Genomic DNA, 16,796 nt, shown 5'->3' on the forward strand with positions numbered 1-16,796 from the left:
GCTTTTCCCCACAATAGAGCTGAACGCGGCTGGAATGGGTACTTCATGCGTGCGGAGGCTGCGGAGGTTGCGGAATAGCGGTAAAAAAGGGCCCTATTGTCGGCAAAGAAGTGAGTTCATCCCCAATAGAGGAATTTTTTACCGCTATTATTGGTGAGCTGGGGCGAAAAGGGGCGTTTTCCCACCCTGGCAATAAAATAGGACCCAAAAGTTCCGCTATTTGGTGGGCAAGGGGGAAAGCCGCCAAGTTAGCGCCATAAATTACCCTATTTTCGGCAAGTCGGAGTCTGGAGCCCCAGGAGGCCACTCACTTCACCTTCAAAGGACTGCCAAAGCTAATATTCTCTGACTGTCTTCAATTACTGACTATCTTTCGTTACCAGCTTAATCTCGACCGGCACATATTTTTCCACGGACTTGCCGCTGAGGATATTGGCTGCGGTCTGAACCGCTTTCTGCCCGATCAGGTCGAATTGCTGCGCGATTGTAGCGGAAAGTTTGCCCTCCTTGATCGCTTTAAGCGCGTCCGCGCTTCCGTCGAAGCCGATAACCACGATATTTTTGTCAGCTTTTACGTTGAATTTTTGCCGAAGCGCTCGAGTTCGATGAAGACAAGTTATGTAAGGATTGAAGAGGGGAAATTTGTTCAAAATGAATGGGTTCCTGGCCGTGTTCACAACGGTGACGAAGGAGTTTACCATATCAAGATCGGAAACAATCCGGCCGCGTTGCGAATAGAGTTGTATCAATATAAATAAGCTTGTTTACAAACCGAGGTATCTTATCTGTTGAGATACCTCGGTTTTCGCTTGATTTTCGCATGCTTATGAATTCGATAATTTTCTAACTTATTAAAGAAAAGCTAAAGTAATTGTAGTTTTTCAAGATACCCGCCCTATTTCCGCAATTATATAATTTGAAATGTAAGCGCTAATATTTTTTAGAAAACTGCTTTAACCAATACAAAGGGGGAAGTAAAGATGAGGAAATTTGTAACGCTGGCATTAGTTCTTGCTCTGTCTGCCTTAACTGCTTGTTCAAACAATGCTAAAGGAACGAATGATGCCAAGGGTGCCGGCAATGCTGCAGAAGAAATCCTGACTATTGTTTGGCAGTATCCGACGCCGGGAAATCTGGGATCAGGCTTCCAGGAAGTTGAAGACGCTCTCAATGCCATGCTGGAAAAAGATGTTGGAGCACGTGTGAAATTTGAACCGGTTGGATTAAATGAGTCCGCCAAAAAAGCCTCTCTTGCCGTAGCCAGTGGAGAACAGCTTGACATTATGCTGACTGCTTTTACTAGTTTGGGGCCGTCGGTAGACAGCGGAATGATTATTCCTTTGGATGAGCTGCTTGATCAGCACGGAAAGGATATTAAAGAACAGGCAGGAGTGTTACTGCAGGGCGCCAGTTATGATTCAAAAATCTACGGTGTCCCCCCGGTGTACATTAAAGGTAATACCTATGGTTATCTGGCAAGAACAGATCTCTTGAAGAAATACGGCATTACCATTGATCCTGACAAAAAGTACACATTGGACGATTTGGATCAAATATTTGCGAAAATTAAAGCGGGGGAAGGTAAAGATTTCTATATGACCATCCCCTGGAATACTACGCAAGATCCATTAAATAGTTCTTACATGGAATACGACAAAATCGGCGGATCGCTTGCGACCGGAGTACTGATGTTGAATCGTGGATTTGACGATACGACCGTTACCAATCTTTTTGCTACTGACGAATACGCAAGTTATGCGAATAAAATGTATGACTGGGCACAAAAAGGATACATTTCCTCGGATGCTGCGATTACAAAGCAATCACCGGATTCACTGCTTTTAACCAAAAAATATTTAGGGATGTTCTATTGGAATGACCGGTTATCGGCTAGTGAATATGGTGCATCTGCGGGTATGGAATTTACCGGAATTCCCATGCTCGATCCATATGTCGCGAACAATGGCGGTCAAAATATTATGTGGAACATCACGAAGGCGTCAAAAGATCCTGCCAAAGCCATGGAAGTGCTGAATTATATTTATAAAAATAAAGCAGCGGCGTGGTTACTCCAGTTTGGCATCGAAGGAAAATCATATAAAGTGGTGGAACAGTCGGACAAAGGCACTTTAATTGAGTATTTGGACAAAGACACCTCTAAACTTCCTTATTATCAACCCTATGGTATTTATGGCAACCGCTTGGAGTGGCCAGTTGTGGCTCCTGCACCGATTGATAAGAACAAAATTCTGAAAGAGGATGATGATCGCATCCCTGAATCGAGGTACTCGCCGGCTTTAGGGTATAGTTTTGTTCAGACCAATGTATCGTCGGAAATCGCCGCCGTTTCAACGGTGATAGAACAGTTTACCCCAGCTATAAATAGTGGAGCTTTGGATCCGGCGAAGGCGATGCCTGAGTTCTTGTCTGCACTGAAAGCGGCAGGGATGGATAAGATTATCCAAGAAAATCAGACACAACTGGATAAGTGGCTGCAAAGTAACAAGCAGTAACATTAAAGTGCGAGTTCAAAAAGTCGGGTTTCTGCTTCGTCTTGGGAAGACGACTTTTTGAACAACCTCTTAAAGAGGGCTGCCGGAAGGCGGCCCTATCGCTTGCAGAAAGGGGATTTGTATGGCGGCTAATGGAATCAAGCAGCTTGCGGTTAAAGAAAAAAAGAAGAAACGTTGGAAACAGTTTATTCCGGTCTATGTGATGATTTTGCCGGGGCTTCTTTATCTTTTAATAAATAACTATATCCCGATGTTTGGAGTCATTATTGCTTTTAAAAAATTGAACTTTTCAGAGGGCATTTTCGGAAGCCCCTGGAGCGGACTCAACAATTTCAAATTTCTATTTGCCACAAATGATGCCTGGGTCATTACAAGGAATACCATTCTTTATAATGTCGCCTTTTTCATTGTTGGCACCATTGCCGCAATAGCCATGGCCATTTTGATTAATGAGATCCGCAGCAAGTTTGCTTCAAAAGCGTATCAAAGTGTAACCTTGCTTCCGTATTTAATGAGTTGGGTGGTTGTAAGTTATCTTGGATACGCTTTTTTGTCTTCGGAAACGGGCTTAATTAATAACTCGATCCTGGAGCCTTTAGGCAAAGACCCGATAAACTGGTATATGGATAAGACATACTGGCCGTTGATTCTGATTCTTGTTAATACCTGGAAAGGTATTGGGTACAGCATGATTATTTATCTGGCGAGCATTGTCGGAATCAGCCAGGACTATTATGAAGCCGCAACGATTGACGGTGCGAGCAAATGGAAACAGATTAAGCATATTACCATACCGCTTCTGAAGCCTACGTTTATTACACTATTTATACTCAGTGTCGGTCAAATATTCCGGTCTGACTTTGGTCTATTTTATCAGATGCCCCAAAACAGCGGAGCGCTCTACTCTGTAACGAGAACCTTGGATGTTTATGTGTATCAGGCCTTGTTGCGCAATAGCGATTACGGGATGTCCAGTGCAGCCAGTTTCTATCAATCGATCGTAGGATTTATTCTTATTTTAGCCGCAAATTTCTTTATTAAGAAATATAACCGTGACAATGCGTTGTTTTAAGGGGGAAGGGGATAAATATGAGAACGCGAGAGGCTAGAATAACGCAAATTATCGCCCACCTGGTTTGCGGCATCATTGCACTGTGTGCGATACTGCCATTTTTGCTGTTAATGATCTCTTCATTTACTGCGGAAGCATGGGCTACTGAACATGGATATTCCTTTTTTCCCGGAAAGCTAAGTTTGGAAGCCTATAAATATATTGCAGTGCAGTGGGGGACGATCGGGAAAGCTTATTTTATGACGCTGGTTGTAACATTCATTGGGACCATTGCCAGTGTTTTCATTACGACTCTATTTGCCTATGGTTTATCCCAATCCCATATACCGGGGATGAAAATCGTTAACTTCATTCTGATATTCACCATGCTGTTCAATGGAGGTTTGGTTGCAACCTATTACACGTACGTTCATTACCTGGATTTTAAAGACACGATATGGGCACTGTTGATTCCGACTCTTCTGATGAATGCGTTTAATGTAATTCTGGTTAAGAATTACATTTCATATAGTATTCCCGGAGCGTTAAAAGAAGCGGCCACGATTGATGGTGCCAGTGAATTCAGAATATTCGCCAAAATCATCATGCCGCTAAGTTTGCCGATTATTGCCACGATTGGATTAATGACCGGTCTGTCTTATTGGAATGACTGGCAAAACGGGATGTATTATTTGTCGGGCCGTGACGGGGCTTCCTTATATACGATTCAAATCATTTTGAACAATATCAACGAAAATATCCAAGTCCTGCTGCAAAATGCTTCCAAAGCCCAGTCTATCGGCGCTAAAGTATCGGAGCTGCCTTCAACGACGATAAGAATGGCCATTGCAGCAATTGGGATTTTGCCTATCCTGGTGTTGTATCCTTTCTTCCAAAGATACTTTGTAAAAGGGATTACATTAGGGGGAGTAAAAGAATAGTAAGTCGAGTTAAAGTGTGAGTTCAAAAAGACGACTTTTTGAACAACCTATTAAATGGATTCGGAAGGAACGATGAAAATGGAATATAACTCAATTAGACCCGGACAGGTATGGCTGGATACCGAAGGAAAACGTATTCAGGCACATGGGGGATCTGTTATTGCGGTGGGAGATACCTTCTACTGGTACGGTGAAAATAAAGAAAAAACGAAACCCGGAAGCGGAATCTGGCATTGGGGAGTTCGATGCTATGCTTCTAAAGACTTATACAACTGGGAAGACAAGGGGATCATTATTCCTCCGGATGAGAAAGATGAGTCTTCTCCTTTGCATCCTGCTCAATATATGGACAGGCCGCATATTATTTTTAATCAAAAGACAGGAAAATTTGTATGCTGGATCAAGGTTATGAAAAGGGATGGGACGCAAAAATCCACGGTTTTGACGGCCGAACATATTCTGGGGCCTTATACGATGGTGCAAAGTGATCTTCGCCCGTTGAATATGAGTGCGGGAGATTTCGATTTAGTCGTGGGACCCGACGGTAAGGCCTACTATTATTTCGAAAGAGTTCACAGTGAGCTTATTTGTGCGGATCTGACGGAGGACTACACGGATGTGACAGGATATTATTCCACGCATTTTCCTAATGCTCAGCCGCCATATGTACGTGAAGCCCCAGCCTACTTCTTTAGGAAGGGACGGCATTATATATTTACGTCCGGGACAACCGGATATCACCCGAACCCTTCGGAGGTAGCGTTAGCGAAATCCTTCCATGGTCCGTGGGAGGTTCTGGGTGATCCGCACCCGTGTGATATCTCGAGAACTTCTTATAACTCGCAGATTACTTCTGTATTTAGACATCCATTTAAGAAAGATTTGTACATTGCTTTAGCTGACCGATGGATGCCAAACCTTCCTGATTTAGCGGGGGAAGACCACGCAAACGGAAAGGGCTATCAAAAAGCTGCGGAGATATATAGAAGAATGTTTGAACCGGATACCGATTTTGTTATGGATGAGGTCCATTATTCATGTGACATGAATATCGATACATCGGTCGCAGATTACGTATGGCTGCCGGTCCGATTTGATGGAGAGATGGCTTATTTAGACTGGAAAGAGGAATGGAGAGTTGAGGATTATGAATAAGTTTGTTAATGCAAAATTTATGAACGCTTCGCTTCCGGCTGAAGAACGTGCGGATGACTTATTAAAAAGAATGAGCATTGAAGAAAAAATGGGCCAAATTGTCGGCTATATGCCGGATAAAGGGTCGATTGAAAAGCTGGAGCAGGGCTTTCCTCAGGGCGCAGGGGAAGTCGTCATGTTATTCGCGGGCGGATTGGAGAACAAGGAGTCCGTAGTTGAAAAGGTTACACATATCCAGCATAAAATTATGGAATTAAGCGATCACAACATTCCCGCTATTTTTCATGTGGAGACATTAACAGGGGCTATGCTTCCTGAAGCAACAAGCTTCCCCACGGGAATCGGCCAAGCCTCTACCTGGAACCCTGGGCTTCAGAAGGAACTGGCCGGCATTATTCGCGATCAGGCCCGGGCCGTCGGCGTTTCGCATGCGTTCGCTCCGGTGCTGGATATTAACCGCGATCCTCGATTCGGACGTCAAGGCGAAACGTATGGGGAAGATCCGGCATTGGCGGCGGCAATGGGAACGGCTTATGTGTCGGGCTTGCAAAACGATGGCGACCTCAAAGAAGGGATGCTGGCATGCGCCAAACATTTTATCGGCTACCATATGACCCAGGGAGGTATTCATGCTGCGTCAACGCCGGTTCCGCCAAGAATGCTCCGAGAGGTATACGCGAAACCCTTCCAGGCGGTTATAACGCTTGCCGACATGAAATCGATCATGAATACGTACAGCTCCATCGATGGCGAGCCTGTAGCCGGTTCCCGCAAGTACCTCACCGAATTTCTGCGCGGGGAAATGGGCTTTGACGGCTTGATCGTATCCGACTACGTCTCCATCTCGGAGATTCATTCGAGGCATCGGGTTGCCGAGACCTTAACGGATGCCGGTGAAATGTCCTTGAAGGCCGGCATGGAAGTGGAATTGCCTGCGAAAGACTGCTATAACGACGAGTTAATGCAGCGTATTCGGAACGGGAAGATCCCCATGGAGGTTCTCGATCAAGCTGTCCGCCGCGTATTGATCGCGAAGTTTGAATTGGGCTTGTTCGAGAATCCTTATCCGATGCCGAGCGCTGCCGTGGAACGGATTTATGCAGATCCCAATAACAAAGCAACCAGCTTGGAAGCAGCGCGGCAATCGATCGTTCTGCTGAAGAATAATGGCCTGCTTCCGTTGCAAAAGAACGCGCAAAAGAAAATCGCCGTTATTGGCCACCATGCGGCATCCACGAGATCATTGTTCGGCGGCTATTCGTATACGAGTTTGTTCGATGCCATGCACAATGTCGGGAACACGATGGCGGGCGTGGACTTTGAGAAAATTTCTAATCTGAACGCGAGCGAATTCGGTGTGGCTAAGGATCACTACACGTATCCCGGAAGTATTGTGCAAGTCGAAAGCCCAAAAACGGAGGAACTCGTCAGAAAACATTATCCGACATGTCATCATCTGCTCGAACAAATCATACTGGAATGCCCGGATGCCGAAGTGACTTACGCTTATGGTTACGCCTATGCCGGGAACGATACGTCCATGCATGCTGAGGCATTGGCGGTGGCGGCAGAAGCGGATGTGGTCATCCTTACTCTGGGCGGGAAGCATGGCTGGGGTATGTTCAGCACAACGGGCGAAGGGATCGATACGACGAATATTGGGCTTCCGGAATGCCAGGAAAGCTTCATCCGGAAATTGGCGGCTTTGCAGAAGCCGACGGTCGCCGTTCATTTTGACGGCAGACCGATATCGAGCGACATGGCCGACGGGCACATCGACGCTATTCTCGAAGCCTGGAATCCGGGGCAATACGGGGCGAAAGCCGTGACGGATATTTTATTCGGCGATTATAATCCGGCCGGAAGATTGCCCGTTTCGATTGCTTACAACGCCGGACAAGTGCCTCTTTTCTATAATCACGATCAAGGATCAAGCTACCATGTCGGCACAATGAACGATTATACGAGTTATCTGGATTGCCCTCGCGAGCCCCGGTATTATTTTGGGCATGGCTTATCGTACACTTCCTTCCGTTATTCGCACCTGACGGCCAGCAAGGAAGCGTATGAGCCTACTGAGCAAGTTATTGTCACGATCGACGTCACGAATACGGGCGAGGTATTCGGCGAGGAAGTCGTGCAGCTCTACATTCGCGACAAATATGCGAGTGTCGTACGTCCTGTACAAGAACTGGCCGGTTTCGTTAGAGTCCCGTTGAAACCGAACGAGACGAGAACGGTTCAATTCCGTATGGAGCCGAGTCAATTTGCTTTCCTGGATACCGACATGGCGTGGAAAATCGAAGCAGGGGAAATCGAGGTTATGGTTGGCGCTTCTTCCCATGACATCCGGGCGAAAGGCTCTTTCCGGATTTGCTCCGACTTGTTCATTGACGGAAAAACAAGAGGTTTTTACGCGGATGTGGAGGTGTCATAGCGACAAGCATACCGGTTTCCAAGCAGGTCGGCCTTTTGGGTTGACCTGCTTGTAGTCCCAAGATGCATGATACTCGATTTGTTTTTTTATCTGGGTACCTTATAATGAGGGGGAATTGGTATCGGAAACAAGGTTACCGGGAGGACACCATGAATTTAACAAAAGTGAGAACTGCGATTTCCGTTTGCTTGATGTTACTATTATGCGCATGTGCCGGCAACCCGACAAATTCATCGGAACTTACGGACAGACCCGTACCGGAAACCGGCAGCCCGTCTGAGCAAAGAATAAAATTGACGCTAATGATCGCCAGCGCGGAAGACGCAAACGCCAAGCTTGAAGAAGAACTGGTGTCAAAGCACTTCGCAGATCAATATGATATTACCTTTAAAATATGGGAAGCAGCCTATGCGGAAAGAGAAATCAAAACGTCTGTCGCTTCGGGAGAAGCGCTTGATCTTGTAATGTATTGGCCCACCCAAATGAAAAATTTGGTTAACGGAAATCTGGCACTGGATCTCACCCCCTACCTTGAAGCTAATAACGGCGAATGGAAAACGTCCTTCCTCGACGGGGCATTGAATACCGGAACCTACAATGGAAGGGTATATGCGGTGCCGAGTACCCCGGTCTATCCGGTATTGGAAGTGAATAAAGACATTCTTGATCAAGTGGGAGTGGATCTTCCGGATGGCCCTATGAGCTGGGCTGAATTTAAGAATATACTGTCAATCATTAAGGAAAAGGCGGGGATCGCCCCTCTGGGGCTGCAAAAAGATTGGGCTTCTTGGACGGTAAGAGAGTTGTTCTACTCGGTTTGGCCGGATGAGCAAAAATTACTTGCATGGTCTAAAGGCCAAATTGCTTTTACCGATCCAACGATTGTGAATGTGTTTAATGAAGTCAAGGAATTGTATGATAAAGAGTATGTGTATCCGGGCAAAGGGGCTTTGACGACGACTTTGGATCAAGTCAATACCGCTTTTCAAAGCGGCAAGATAGCCATTAAGGCAGACCTCAACAGCCTTGTCAAACAATCCATCAAAGACTCCGGATTAAGGAATGTTGAAATTATAAGCTGGCCTCATATGGGAACTCGGACAAAAGTGTTGGGCGGTTACAACGGCTATATGATTCCAATCAATGCCAAGCATCCGGCAGCATCGGTTGAAGTCCTCAAATATTTGACGAGCGCTGAAGTGCTTCAACATCGGGTGAACAGCGGGGCGCCAGTCATGGTAAAAGGTGTGATAGCGGATGACCCCCATTTCGCTGAATATTCCAAAGACATTGGAAAAATGTATAAAGAGCCAGAAATGTTGTCGCTTTCACCATCAATAGCTGATTATATGGGCAATAACATGCCGGCAAACTTTTTATTTTATGGCATGGATGCTTTGAAAGAGTTGGACATGCTTAGACAAGAGGCTATCCAGCATGACTGATAGAGGTTGTTCAAAAAGTCGACTTTTTGAACACGCACTAATGCCATTGGAGCGTGATAAGTATTATCAAGTTTAAGGACTTATCATTGAGGTTGAAACTGTACTCCTGCATCATGATATTTATTATCCTTCCCTTAATTTTGGTGGGATTGTATTTGAATTATCAATTCGCCAGCTTAACGCAAAGAAGAACCTATGATACAGTACTCGAGACTTTAAAGCAAACCCGCCAAAACTTTGAATCCATCGTGGCCGATACGAACGATAAATCAAAGCGAATATTGTCCAACGAACTTGTTCAAGATTTCGCCAGCGGAAAATACAATAAATTAACGGATTACGACAAAATTTATTGGAACATCAACAATTGGCTGGAGGATATACTGGGTTCCCAAAAATACTATAAGTCAATAAGCTTATATTCAAGCCAAGAGCTTGTCTTCCAAAAAGGGATGCAGGTCCCGGAGATGGATCCGGCCGTGAGGGAACGTGCTATGAGTCTTCAAGGAAGAGCCTTTTGGGTAACCGCGCCCGGAGAAATTGCCTATTACAGAGGGATCATGGATCTGAACATGTATGGAAGAATGATCGGGATCGAAAGATTCAATTTGGATGAAGAAAACCTGTATCGGATATTCAGCAATCTGCAGTCTAATGCCGGCGCTCAAATTTTTCTATTGGATTCCAAGGGGCTTGTCTTATCTTCTACGGAAAGAAATTTGGTCGGAAGCAAACTGGATCATGTGGCGAATATTCAAGAAATTTTTAGTACAAACGAAGGCTACCTGGAAACGACGATCGATGATGACAAAAAAGTGGCTTTTTATTATACGATCGAGGAACCTGATTGGAAATTAGTGCAAATCATTCCGGAAAAATCGTTTTCTACGTTAAGGAGAACGATTAATTTAATTTTACTTATCGCCATCCTGCTGTGTCTTTTTTTTGGCGTGCTGTTCTCTTTTGTACAGCACAAATATTTACTTAAACCTCTGCAGCTATTACGGAGAGAAATGATGAAGCTGAAAAGCGGAAATTTCAATATTGCTTTGACGATAGATTCCAAAGATGAAATTGGTGAGATTAGCAATGGTTTCCTACGGATGGTTCATCAACTGAAAGAAACGATAAATGACGTATATGTTGGAAGAATTAAGCAGAGGGAGGCAGAAATCAAGGCATTGGAGGCGCAAATCAACCCTCATTTCTTATACAACACCTTAGACTCGATCCATTGGCTTGCCTTAAAGCAGAAAAATTATGATGTAAGCGAGCAGATCGAAGCGCTCGCCGAATTATTCAAGCATGTTCTCAATAAGGGAGAACCTTTTGTCACCATTCGTCAAGAAGTCGATTTTTTAGAAAATTACATGCTTATTCAGAAACGAAAATACGGTCAAAGGATCAAGCTCCGTATCCATGTGGATCCTGCCTTGATGAATTATAAAATGCCTAAATTAGTTTTGCAGCCTTTAGTGGAGAACGCGATCGTGCATGGGCTGGAACAGGTTATTGATGGGGGCATAATAGAAGTTAGTGCAACAAGAGCGGAGCAGGGAATTCGTTTCATCGTTATCGATAATGGCCTGGGGACGGATGAAACCAAAATTCATCAAATGATGACCCAAGAAGGAGAAACGAAAAACGTATTTGCCTTAAAAAACATAGATGATCGGATCAAGATCAGTTACGGACCGGAATATGGCCTTCATTTCACCAGCAAGCACGGGGGCGGCACTAGAGTTGAAGTGTACATTCCTCTTATTGAATAAAAAATGGGAGGTGATTCTAAATGAAGCTGTTAATTGTGGATGATGATGATCAGATTAGAACAGGCATAGAGCAGGGAATCGACTGGCATGCCTTGGATATCGAGATCGTGATCACGGCTTCCAATGGAGTTGAGGCCCTGCAAAAATTTACGGACATGTTGCCGGAGATCGTGCTGACGGATGTGAGAATGCCCGGAATGGACGGACTTACGCTTCTGAAGCAAATGAAGAGGATTAGACCGCAAACCAAGGTGATCATATTAAGCGGATATAACGATTTTGAATACCTCAAGAGAGCCATTCAACTGGATGCTGTAGATTATGAAATGAAGCCTATTCGGGCACGGAGTCTAGTCGCATTGATCAAGAGGGTCAAAGAGGAGATTATCCGGGAACAAATGACGGAACAAGAGTTTAATAAATATCTCGAGTCCTATAAAGCCAGTTTCAGCTCTGAACTGCTTGCGGGCAATATAACGGACCGTTTGATCATTCTGGAAGGTTTGCAGCAACATTATGGGTTTGACGCAGCGGGGGGGCTTATTTGTGTAGCCGCTCGGATTGACGAAGACTGGAATACGAATATCGAATCAGTAACAGCCACAGCGGAGATGCTCTGCCGTCTCTTTGAATCCAGTGAACTGGCTGAAAAAGGAATCTGCTTAAGATCTAAAGAAGGCAGCCTTGTATTTTTGCTCAAATCCGAGACGCCGTCCTTTTTGTACTCCCGGCAATGGGTAAGTGAATTGTTGAATCAGTTGCGTGCTTGGAACCGTGAATTGCAATCCCAGGGTAAGCTTTCATTTTCGGCTGGAATAAGCAGTTACGGCCATGTGTCGGAATTTATAGAGATGTATAACGAGGCCAATCAAGCTTTATCTTTAAGGCTGTACGAAGGTAAGGGTTCTATACATGTAAAAGATGAAACGATGGAATTCGCAGATGAAACGATAGCTGGTTTGCTGGATCATGCGAAATTTAAAGCACAGTTGCTTCAAGGGGATTTGGCTTCTCTGGTTGATGTGGTTGAAAATGAATTTGCACAGCTTAAGCTGGAACGTAAATATAGTAGAAAGAGCATCTCCACGTATACAAAGAACTTGCTTCAGTTTTTTATGGTCATGATAAGAAACGCTCCCAGTGATGTAGTCGAATATATCCATAAAAATATCGCCGTGATCGACGAAAGGTCGGAGGCTTTGGCCATGGATGATTTTAAGCAGATCGTTGTGTCCACATTTGAGAAGATGAGCATGCGGTTATCGAGAGAACTAAGTCCTGTTATGACACGTGCGGATGCGTTTATTCGCAAGAACTATACACAGGAGCTTACAGTCGAGAAGCTTTCCGAGCATGTGGGAATGACGCCCAATTATTTTAGTCATCGGTTTAAACGTGAATTTGGCGTTTCCTTTAAAGAATATGTAAACCGGTTAAGGATTGCTCAAGCGAAAGAGCTGATTATTCATACCAATGAACTTTTGTACGTCATCGGTGAGAAAGTTGGTTTTTCGGATTACATGTATTTTACGCAGGTATTTAAAAAAATGGAAGGTTGTTCGCCAGCGGTATTGAGGAAACAACCGAAACATTAAATTGCTGAAAAGCTGCCTTGCTCTATTCCAAAAATGAAAGCGTGCTCATTTGATTCTAATCGATTTCAGGGTGATGGTTTAACCTTGCGAAAACACCTCACGATATTGTTTCGGGGTGGTGCCAATTTTTTTCTTAAACAGCCGGTGAAAAAATTTTAAGTCGGCATATCCGACCGCAGCGGCAACCTCCCCTACGCTGCTACGGCCTCCGGTCAGCAAACGGCACGCGGCGTCCATGCGGATGCTTTGCAGGTAGTTGGTAAAGTTCATGCCAGTCTGACGCTGGAACAGGCGACTGAATTGCCGCTCGCTAAGATTCGCTTTGGCGGCGAGTTCGCCAAGCTTAAGCTCGGTGGCGTAATTGCGGTCAATATAGGCGATGGCTTCGTCGACGGTCAGCCATTGCGGCCGGTCCCCGTTAGAAGTGCCGAGCTGCAGGCGGTGCCGGTACAAACCTGTCAATATCCGCACCACGAGGGAAGCGAGCACAGCCAAATATCCCGGCGGTTTTGCCGAGAATTCACGATACATCTCGCGAAACATAGCATGGTACTCTCCGGTGGCATCTTTCATCGAGAACCAAGGCAAGCGCTCATCGGCAAATAGTTCACAAATGTCCGAAGCCTCGGGGAAACCAGCCCGAAGTTCCGTTAAATACCACACTGGAAACAAACAGTTATAAACGATAAGGGGGCGGTCTTTCTTCAGCGTCTTCGGCCGAAACACATGGCTGCGTCCAACCGGAATGAAAAACAATGTCCCATGTTCCACGGGAACGGCTTCACCGGCGATATAGTGGACGCCCGCTCCTTCGCTGACGTACGTAATCTCGATAAATTCATGGGAATGCTCGGTCAATTCGAACGTTTCGGAAGCCCGGTTCACAAAAATCGGCACACCCGGCTCGAAAAAGCTCTCTCCTGACATCACATAAGAGCTGCGTTTGACACTCATGCTTTATGCTGCCCCTCTCTCATGGTTTGTTCGGTCTGGCTCCATCATACGAAACCGGTTGTAAAATGTCTAGATCCACCTATAAAAATGTCGGAAACATCCCCTGATTGAGATGGCCCCGCCCCGTACAATAGACGTAATGATGCCACCTGTCAAGGTAAAGGATCAATAAATAAAAAGGAGCGACAACATGACACATTTTACAGTTTCCGACCTTAGCGTCAATTATCGAAAAAATCCCGTGGGAATCGACGATTTGAGGCCCCGGCTCAGTTGGCGGATCAGCGCGGAAACCAGAGGTTTTGTGCAAAACGCCTATCAGGTCCAAGTGGCTTACGATCCCGAATTTGGATCGGAAATCGTCTGGGACTCCGAAAAAGTGAAGTCGGATCGTAGTGTTCATATTGAATATCAAGGTCCGGCCTTACAATCCCGTACCCGATATTATTTCAGAGTGCGCGTGTGGGACCGCCAAGGGAATGTATCGGCATGGAGCGAATCCGGTTGCTGGGAAATCGCATTTTTGTCGGCCGAAGAATGGCAGGCAAGCTGGATCACGGCGCCGCCGCGCCGCGATGAATCGAGTGACGAACCATGCGATTATATGCGCACGAACTTTACCCTGCCGGACAATGTGGTTTCAGCGCGGGTATACGCGACCTCGCTCGGCTTGTATCGGCTGTATGTCAACGGCGCTCCGGCGGATGACACGCTGTTTGGCCCCGGCTGGACCAGCTATAACAAACGGCTCCAGTATCAAACCTATGACGTGACGTCACTCCTCTCCGCAGGCGAAAACGTGCTTGGCTGCCTTCTGGGAAACGGGTGGTATAAAGGGGATTTGGCCTGGGAAGGTAAAAAGGAGCACTTCGGCAAAACTCGCGCCGCGCTGATCCAGTTGCATGTTACGTTGTCCGACGGCTCCGAACGGATCATCGTTTCGGACGGGAACTGGCGTGTTTCGTCAGGACCGCTTCGGATGTCGGAATTGTATCATGGCGAAACCTACGACGCCAGACTCGAGATGGACGGATGGTCTTCGCCCGGATTTGCGGATCAGGATTGGGCAAAGGCGATGATTGCGAATCCTCCGGAATCCGCATTAGTTGCCCAAGAAAACGAGCCGGCCAGGATTATCGAAACCATTAAGCCTGCCGTGGCCCTGACAACGCCCAAAGGCGAGACCGTGCTCGACATGGGCCAGAACATGGTCGGGTGGATGAGGTTTACGGTGCGCGCCGAAGCCGGAACGGTCGTTACTTTGCAGCATGCGGAGGTTTTGGACCGCGATGGGAATTTTTATACCGGAAATCTGCGCTCGGCCAAGCAGACGATTACTTATATATGCCGGGGCGGCGAAGCGGAAACGTTCGAACCGCACTTATCCTTCCAAGGATTTCGCTATGTGAAAGTGACCGGTGTACCGCAAGCTCAATTGCTGGAGCAATTCATCGGCTGCGTCATTCATACCGACTTAGAGCCAACCGGCCGCTTCCGCTGCTCGGATGAACTGGTGAATCAACTTCAGCACAACATCTTATGGGGACAGAAAGGCAATTTCCTCGATATCCCAACAGACTGCCCGCAGCGCGACGAAAGATTGGGCTGGACGGGAGACGCGCAAGTCTTTATTCGCACCGCCGCTTTTAATATGAATGTCGTTCCGTTTTTTGAAAAATGGCTGAAAGATTTGGCCGCAGATCAAGAGGCGGACGGACGCGTTCCGCATGTCATTCCCGACGTGCCGATTGCCGGATACGGATCTGCCGCTTGGGGGGACGCCGCCGTCATTTGTCCTTGGACGTTGTATCAGTGTTATGGGGATATTCGCGCTCTGGAAACGCAATACCCGAGCATGAAAGGTTGGGTGGAGTACATTCGGGCACAAGGTGAAGACGAGTTTCTGTGGAATACCGGATTTCACTTCGGAGATTGGCTTGGCTTGGATGCCAAAGAGAACAGCTACATCGGGGCGACGCCGAAGGATTTGATCGCTACCGCGTTCTACGCCTATTCGACAGAGTTGCTGGCCAAAACCGCCGCCGTACTGGGTAAAGCTGAAGACGAGAAAGAATATGGGATCCTGCACGGGAATATAGTTCTGGCATTCCGCAAGGAGTTCGTCACGCCGAATGGACGGGTAGCATCTCCAACGCAAACCGCCTACGTTTTGGCTCTCATGTTCGATTTATTGGCGGAACAGGATCGTCCGCGCACGGCCAAGATGTTAGCCGAGCATATCGAAGAAAACGGAGTACACCTGACGACGGGGTTCGTCGGTACACCATACCTGTGCCTGGTCCTTTCGCGGTTCGGTTATACCGATCTGGCGTACCGGCTGGTACTGCAGAAAGAATATCCATCCTGGTTGTATTCCGTGATCCAAGGGGCGACCACGATCTGGGAACACTGGGACGGCATCAAACAGGACGGCTCGTTCTGGAGCGACGATATGAACTCTTACAACCATTACGCTTATGGCGCCATCGGGGATTGGCTCTACCGCGTTGTCGGCGGCATCGATTTGCTCGAGCCGGGCTACAAGAAAATCCGAATCGAGCCGCAGATCGGCGAGCAGTTCTCATGGGCAGAAACCTCCCTTGACTCCGTATACGGAACCATAAAGGTAGCTTGGAGCAAACGGAATGATGGTTCGGTTAAAATGGATGTGGTGATCCCTTCAAATACTACAGCAGAAGTAATCATTCCAGCGAATCAAGGCGATGATCTTCTAGAGAATGGGAAGCGACTAGACCAAATGACCGAACTGCTTGGGATGGAGCAAACTGCCCAAGGTTATATGCTTCTGCTAGGGTCCGGAAACTATAGCTTTACGTTTTAGTGGATTTCACGGCTTTCCTGAAATAAGGAGAGCTTTTTTTATTCAATAAATACTTGACTCTCCCCTTTAGGGGAGACATTAAACTCAATGT

Annotated in this window: 12 protein-coding genes; 10 read left to right on the plus strand and 2 right to left on the minus strand. The window is 46.4% G+C overall.

What is annotated here, in order from left to right; genetic code table 11:
* Positions 1 to 359 precede the first annotated feature (359 nt).
* Entirely contained in the window at positions 360 to 650 is a 291-nt protein-coding gene (locus tag NYE69_RS13040) for a substrate-binding domain-containing protein (protein ID WP_340926515.1), read from the minus strand.
* Here NYE69_RS13040 and NYE69_RS33715 point away from each other — a divergent pair.
* The 9 genes from NYE69_RS33715 to NYE69_RS13080 all read left to right on the plus strand — a co-directional run bounded on the left by NYE69_RS33715 (position 606) and on the right by NYE69_RS13080 (position 12,909).
* Entirely contained in the window at positions 606 to 758 is a 153-nt protein-coding gene (locus NYE69_RS33715; RefSeq protein WP_445744773.1) for a DUF5597 domain-containing protein, read from the plus strand. The two genes, NYE69_RS13040 and NYE69_RS33715, sit on opposite strands and share 45 nt — an antisense overlap.
* Before the next feature lie 222 nt (positions 759 to 980).
* Entirely contained in the window at positions 981 to 2,513 is a 1,533-nt protein-coding gene (locus tag NYE69_RS13045) for an ABC transporter substrate-binding protein (protein WP_340926516.1), read from the plus strand.
* Positions 2,514 to 2,634: 121 nt separating this feature from the next.
* Positions 2,635 to 3,585 carry an ABC transporter permease gene (locus tag NYE69_RS13050; RefSeq protein ID WP_340926517.1) on the plus strand — a complete coding sequence of 317 codons (951 nt, stop codon included), beginning with the start codon at positions 2,635 to 2,637 and terminating at the stop codon, positions 3,583 to 3,585.
* A 17-nt stretch (positions 3,586 to 3,602) separates the two neighbouring features.
* On the plus strand, positions 3,603 to 4,505 hold the full coding sequence (locus tag NYE69_RS13055) for a carbohydrate ABC transporter permease (protein WP_340926518.1): 903 nt from the start codon (positions 3,603 to 3,605) through the stop codon (positions 4,503 to 4,505).
* Positions 4,506 to 4,577: 72 nt separating this feature from the next.
* Positions 4,578 to 5,660, plus strand: a complete 1,083-nt coding sequence (locus tag NYE69_RS13060; protein ID WP_340926519.1) for a family 43 glycosylhydrolase — start codon at positions 4,578 to 4,580, stop codon at positions 5,658 to 5,660.
* Positions 5,653 to 8,097, plus strand: a complete 2,445-nt coding sequence (locus tag NYE69_RS13065) for a glycoside hydrolase family 3 N-terminal domain-containing protein (RefSeq protein WP_340926520.1) — start codon at positions 5,653 to 5,655, stop codon at positions 8,095 to 8,097. Before NYE69_RS13060 ends, NYE69_RS13065 begins: the two co-directional genes overlap by 8 nt.
* Before the next feature lie 149 nt (positions 8,098 to 8,246).
* Positions 8,247 to 9,542: an ABC transporter substrate-binding protein gene (locus tag NYE69_RS13070; protein WP_340926521.1), complete on the plus strand. Its 1,296-nt coding sequence runs from the start codon at positions 8,247 to 8,249 to the stop codon at positions 9,540 to 9,542.
* Positions 9,543 to 9,697: 155 nt separating this feature from the next.
* The gene (locus tag NYE69_RS13075; protein ID WP_340926522.1) at positions 9,698 to 11,314 is read left to right on the plus strand and encodes a cache domain-containing sensor histidine kinase; all 1,617 of its coding nucleotides are present in this window, start codon (positions 9,698 to 9,700) and stop codon (positions 11,312 to 11,314) included.
* A 20-nt stretch (positions 11,315 to 11,334) separates the two neighbouring features.
* Positions 11,335 to 12,909: a response regulator gene (locus tag NYE69_RS13080; RefSeq protein ID WP_340926524.1), complete on the plus strand. Its 1,575-nt coding sequence runs from the start codon at positions 11,335 to 11,337 to the stop codon at positions 12,907 to 12,909.
* A 78-nt stretch (positions 12,910 to 12,987) separates the two neighbouring features.
* Here NYE69_RS13080 and NYE69_RS13085 read toward each other — a convergent pair whose 3' ends face one another.
* The gene (locus tag NYE69_RS13085; RefSeq protein ID WP_340926526.1) at positions 12,988 to 13,863 is read right to left on the minus strand and encodes an AraC family transcriptional regulator; all 876 of its coding nucleotides are present in this window, start codon (positions 13,861 to 13,863) and stop codon (positions 12,988 to 12,990) included.
* A gap of 190 nt (positions 13,864 to 14,053) precedes the next feature.
* On the opposite strand from NYE69_RS13085, the gene NYE69_RS13090 reads away from it, so the two are divergent.
* Positions 14,054 to 16,705 (plus strand): glycoside hydrolase family 78 protein, encoded by a 2,652-nt coding sequence (locus NYE69_RS13090; protein WP_340926528.1) that lies wholly within the window; start codon positions 14,054 to 14,056, stop codon positions 16,703 to 16,705.
* Positions 16,706 to 16,796: the final 91 nt, after the last annotated feature.

The organism is Paenibacillus sp. FSL R5-0527, from assembly GCF_038008055.1.
Lineage (GTDB): Bacteria > Bacillota > Bacilli > Paenibacillales > Paenibacillaceae > Fontibacillus > Fontibacillus macerans.

Excerpts from the sequence above, each read along its gene's own strand:
- NYE69_RS13050 (WP_340926517.1), top strand. The coding sequence starts at position 2,635 with ATGGCGGCTAATGGAATCAAGCAGCTTGCGGTTAAAGAAAAAAAGAAG.
- NYE69_RS13065 (WP_340926520.1), top strand. The coding sequence starts at position 5,653 with ATGAATAAGTTTGTTAATGCAAAATTTATGAACGCTTCGCTTCCGGCT.
- NYE69_RS13070 (WP_340926521.1), top strand. The coding sequence starts at position 8,247 with ATGAATTTAACAAAAGTGAGAACTGCGATTTCCGTTTGCTTGATGTTA.
- NYE69_RS33715 (WP_445744773.1), top strand. The coding sequence starts at position 606 with ATGAAGACAAGTTATGTAAGGATTGAAGAGGGGAAATTTGTTCAAAAT.
- NYE69_RS13055 (WP_340926518.1), top strand. The coding sequence starts at position 3,603 with ATGAGAACGCGAGAGGCTAGAATAACGCAAATTATCGCCCACCTGGTT.
- NYE69_RS13085 (WP_340926526.1), bottom strand. The coding sequence starts at position 13,863 with ATGAGTGTCAAACGCAGCTCTTATGTGATGTCAGGAGAGAGCTTTTTC.
- NYE69_RS13090 (WP_340926528.1), top strand. The coding sequence starts at position 14,054 with ATGACACATTTTACAGTTTCCGACCTTAGCGTCAATTATCGAAAAAAT.
- NYE69_RS13045 (WP_340926516.1), top strand. The coding sequence starts at position 981 with ATGAGGAAATTTGTAACGCTGGCATTAGTTCTTGCTCTGTCTGCCTTA.
- NYE69_RS13080 (WP_340926524.1), top strand. The coding sequence starts at position 11,335 with ATGAAGCTGTTAATTGTGGATGATGATGATCAGATTAGAACAGGCATA.
- NYE69_RS13060 (WP_340926519.1), top strand. The coding sequence starts at position 4,578 with ATGAAAATGGAATATAACTCAATTAGACCCGGACAGGTATGGCTGGAT.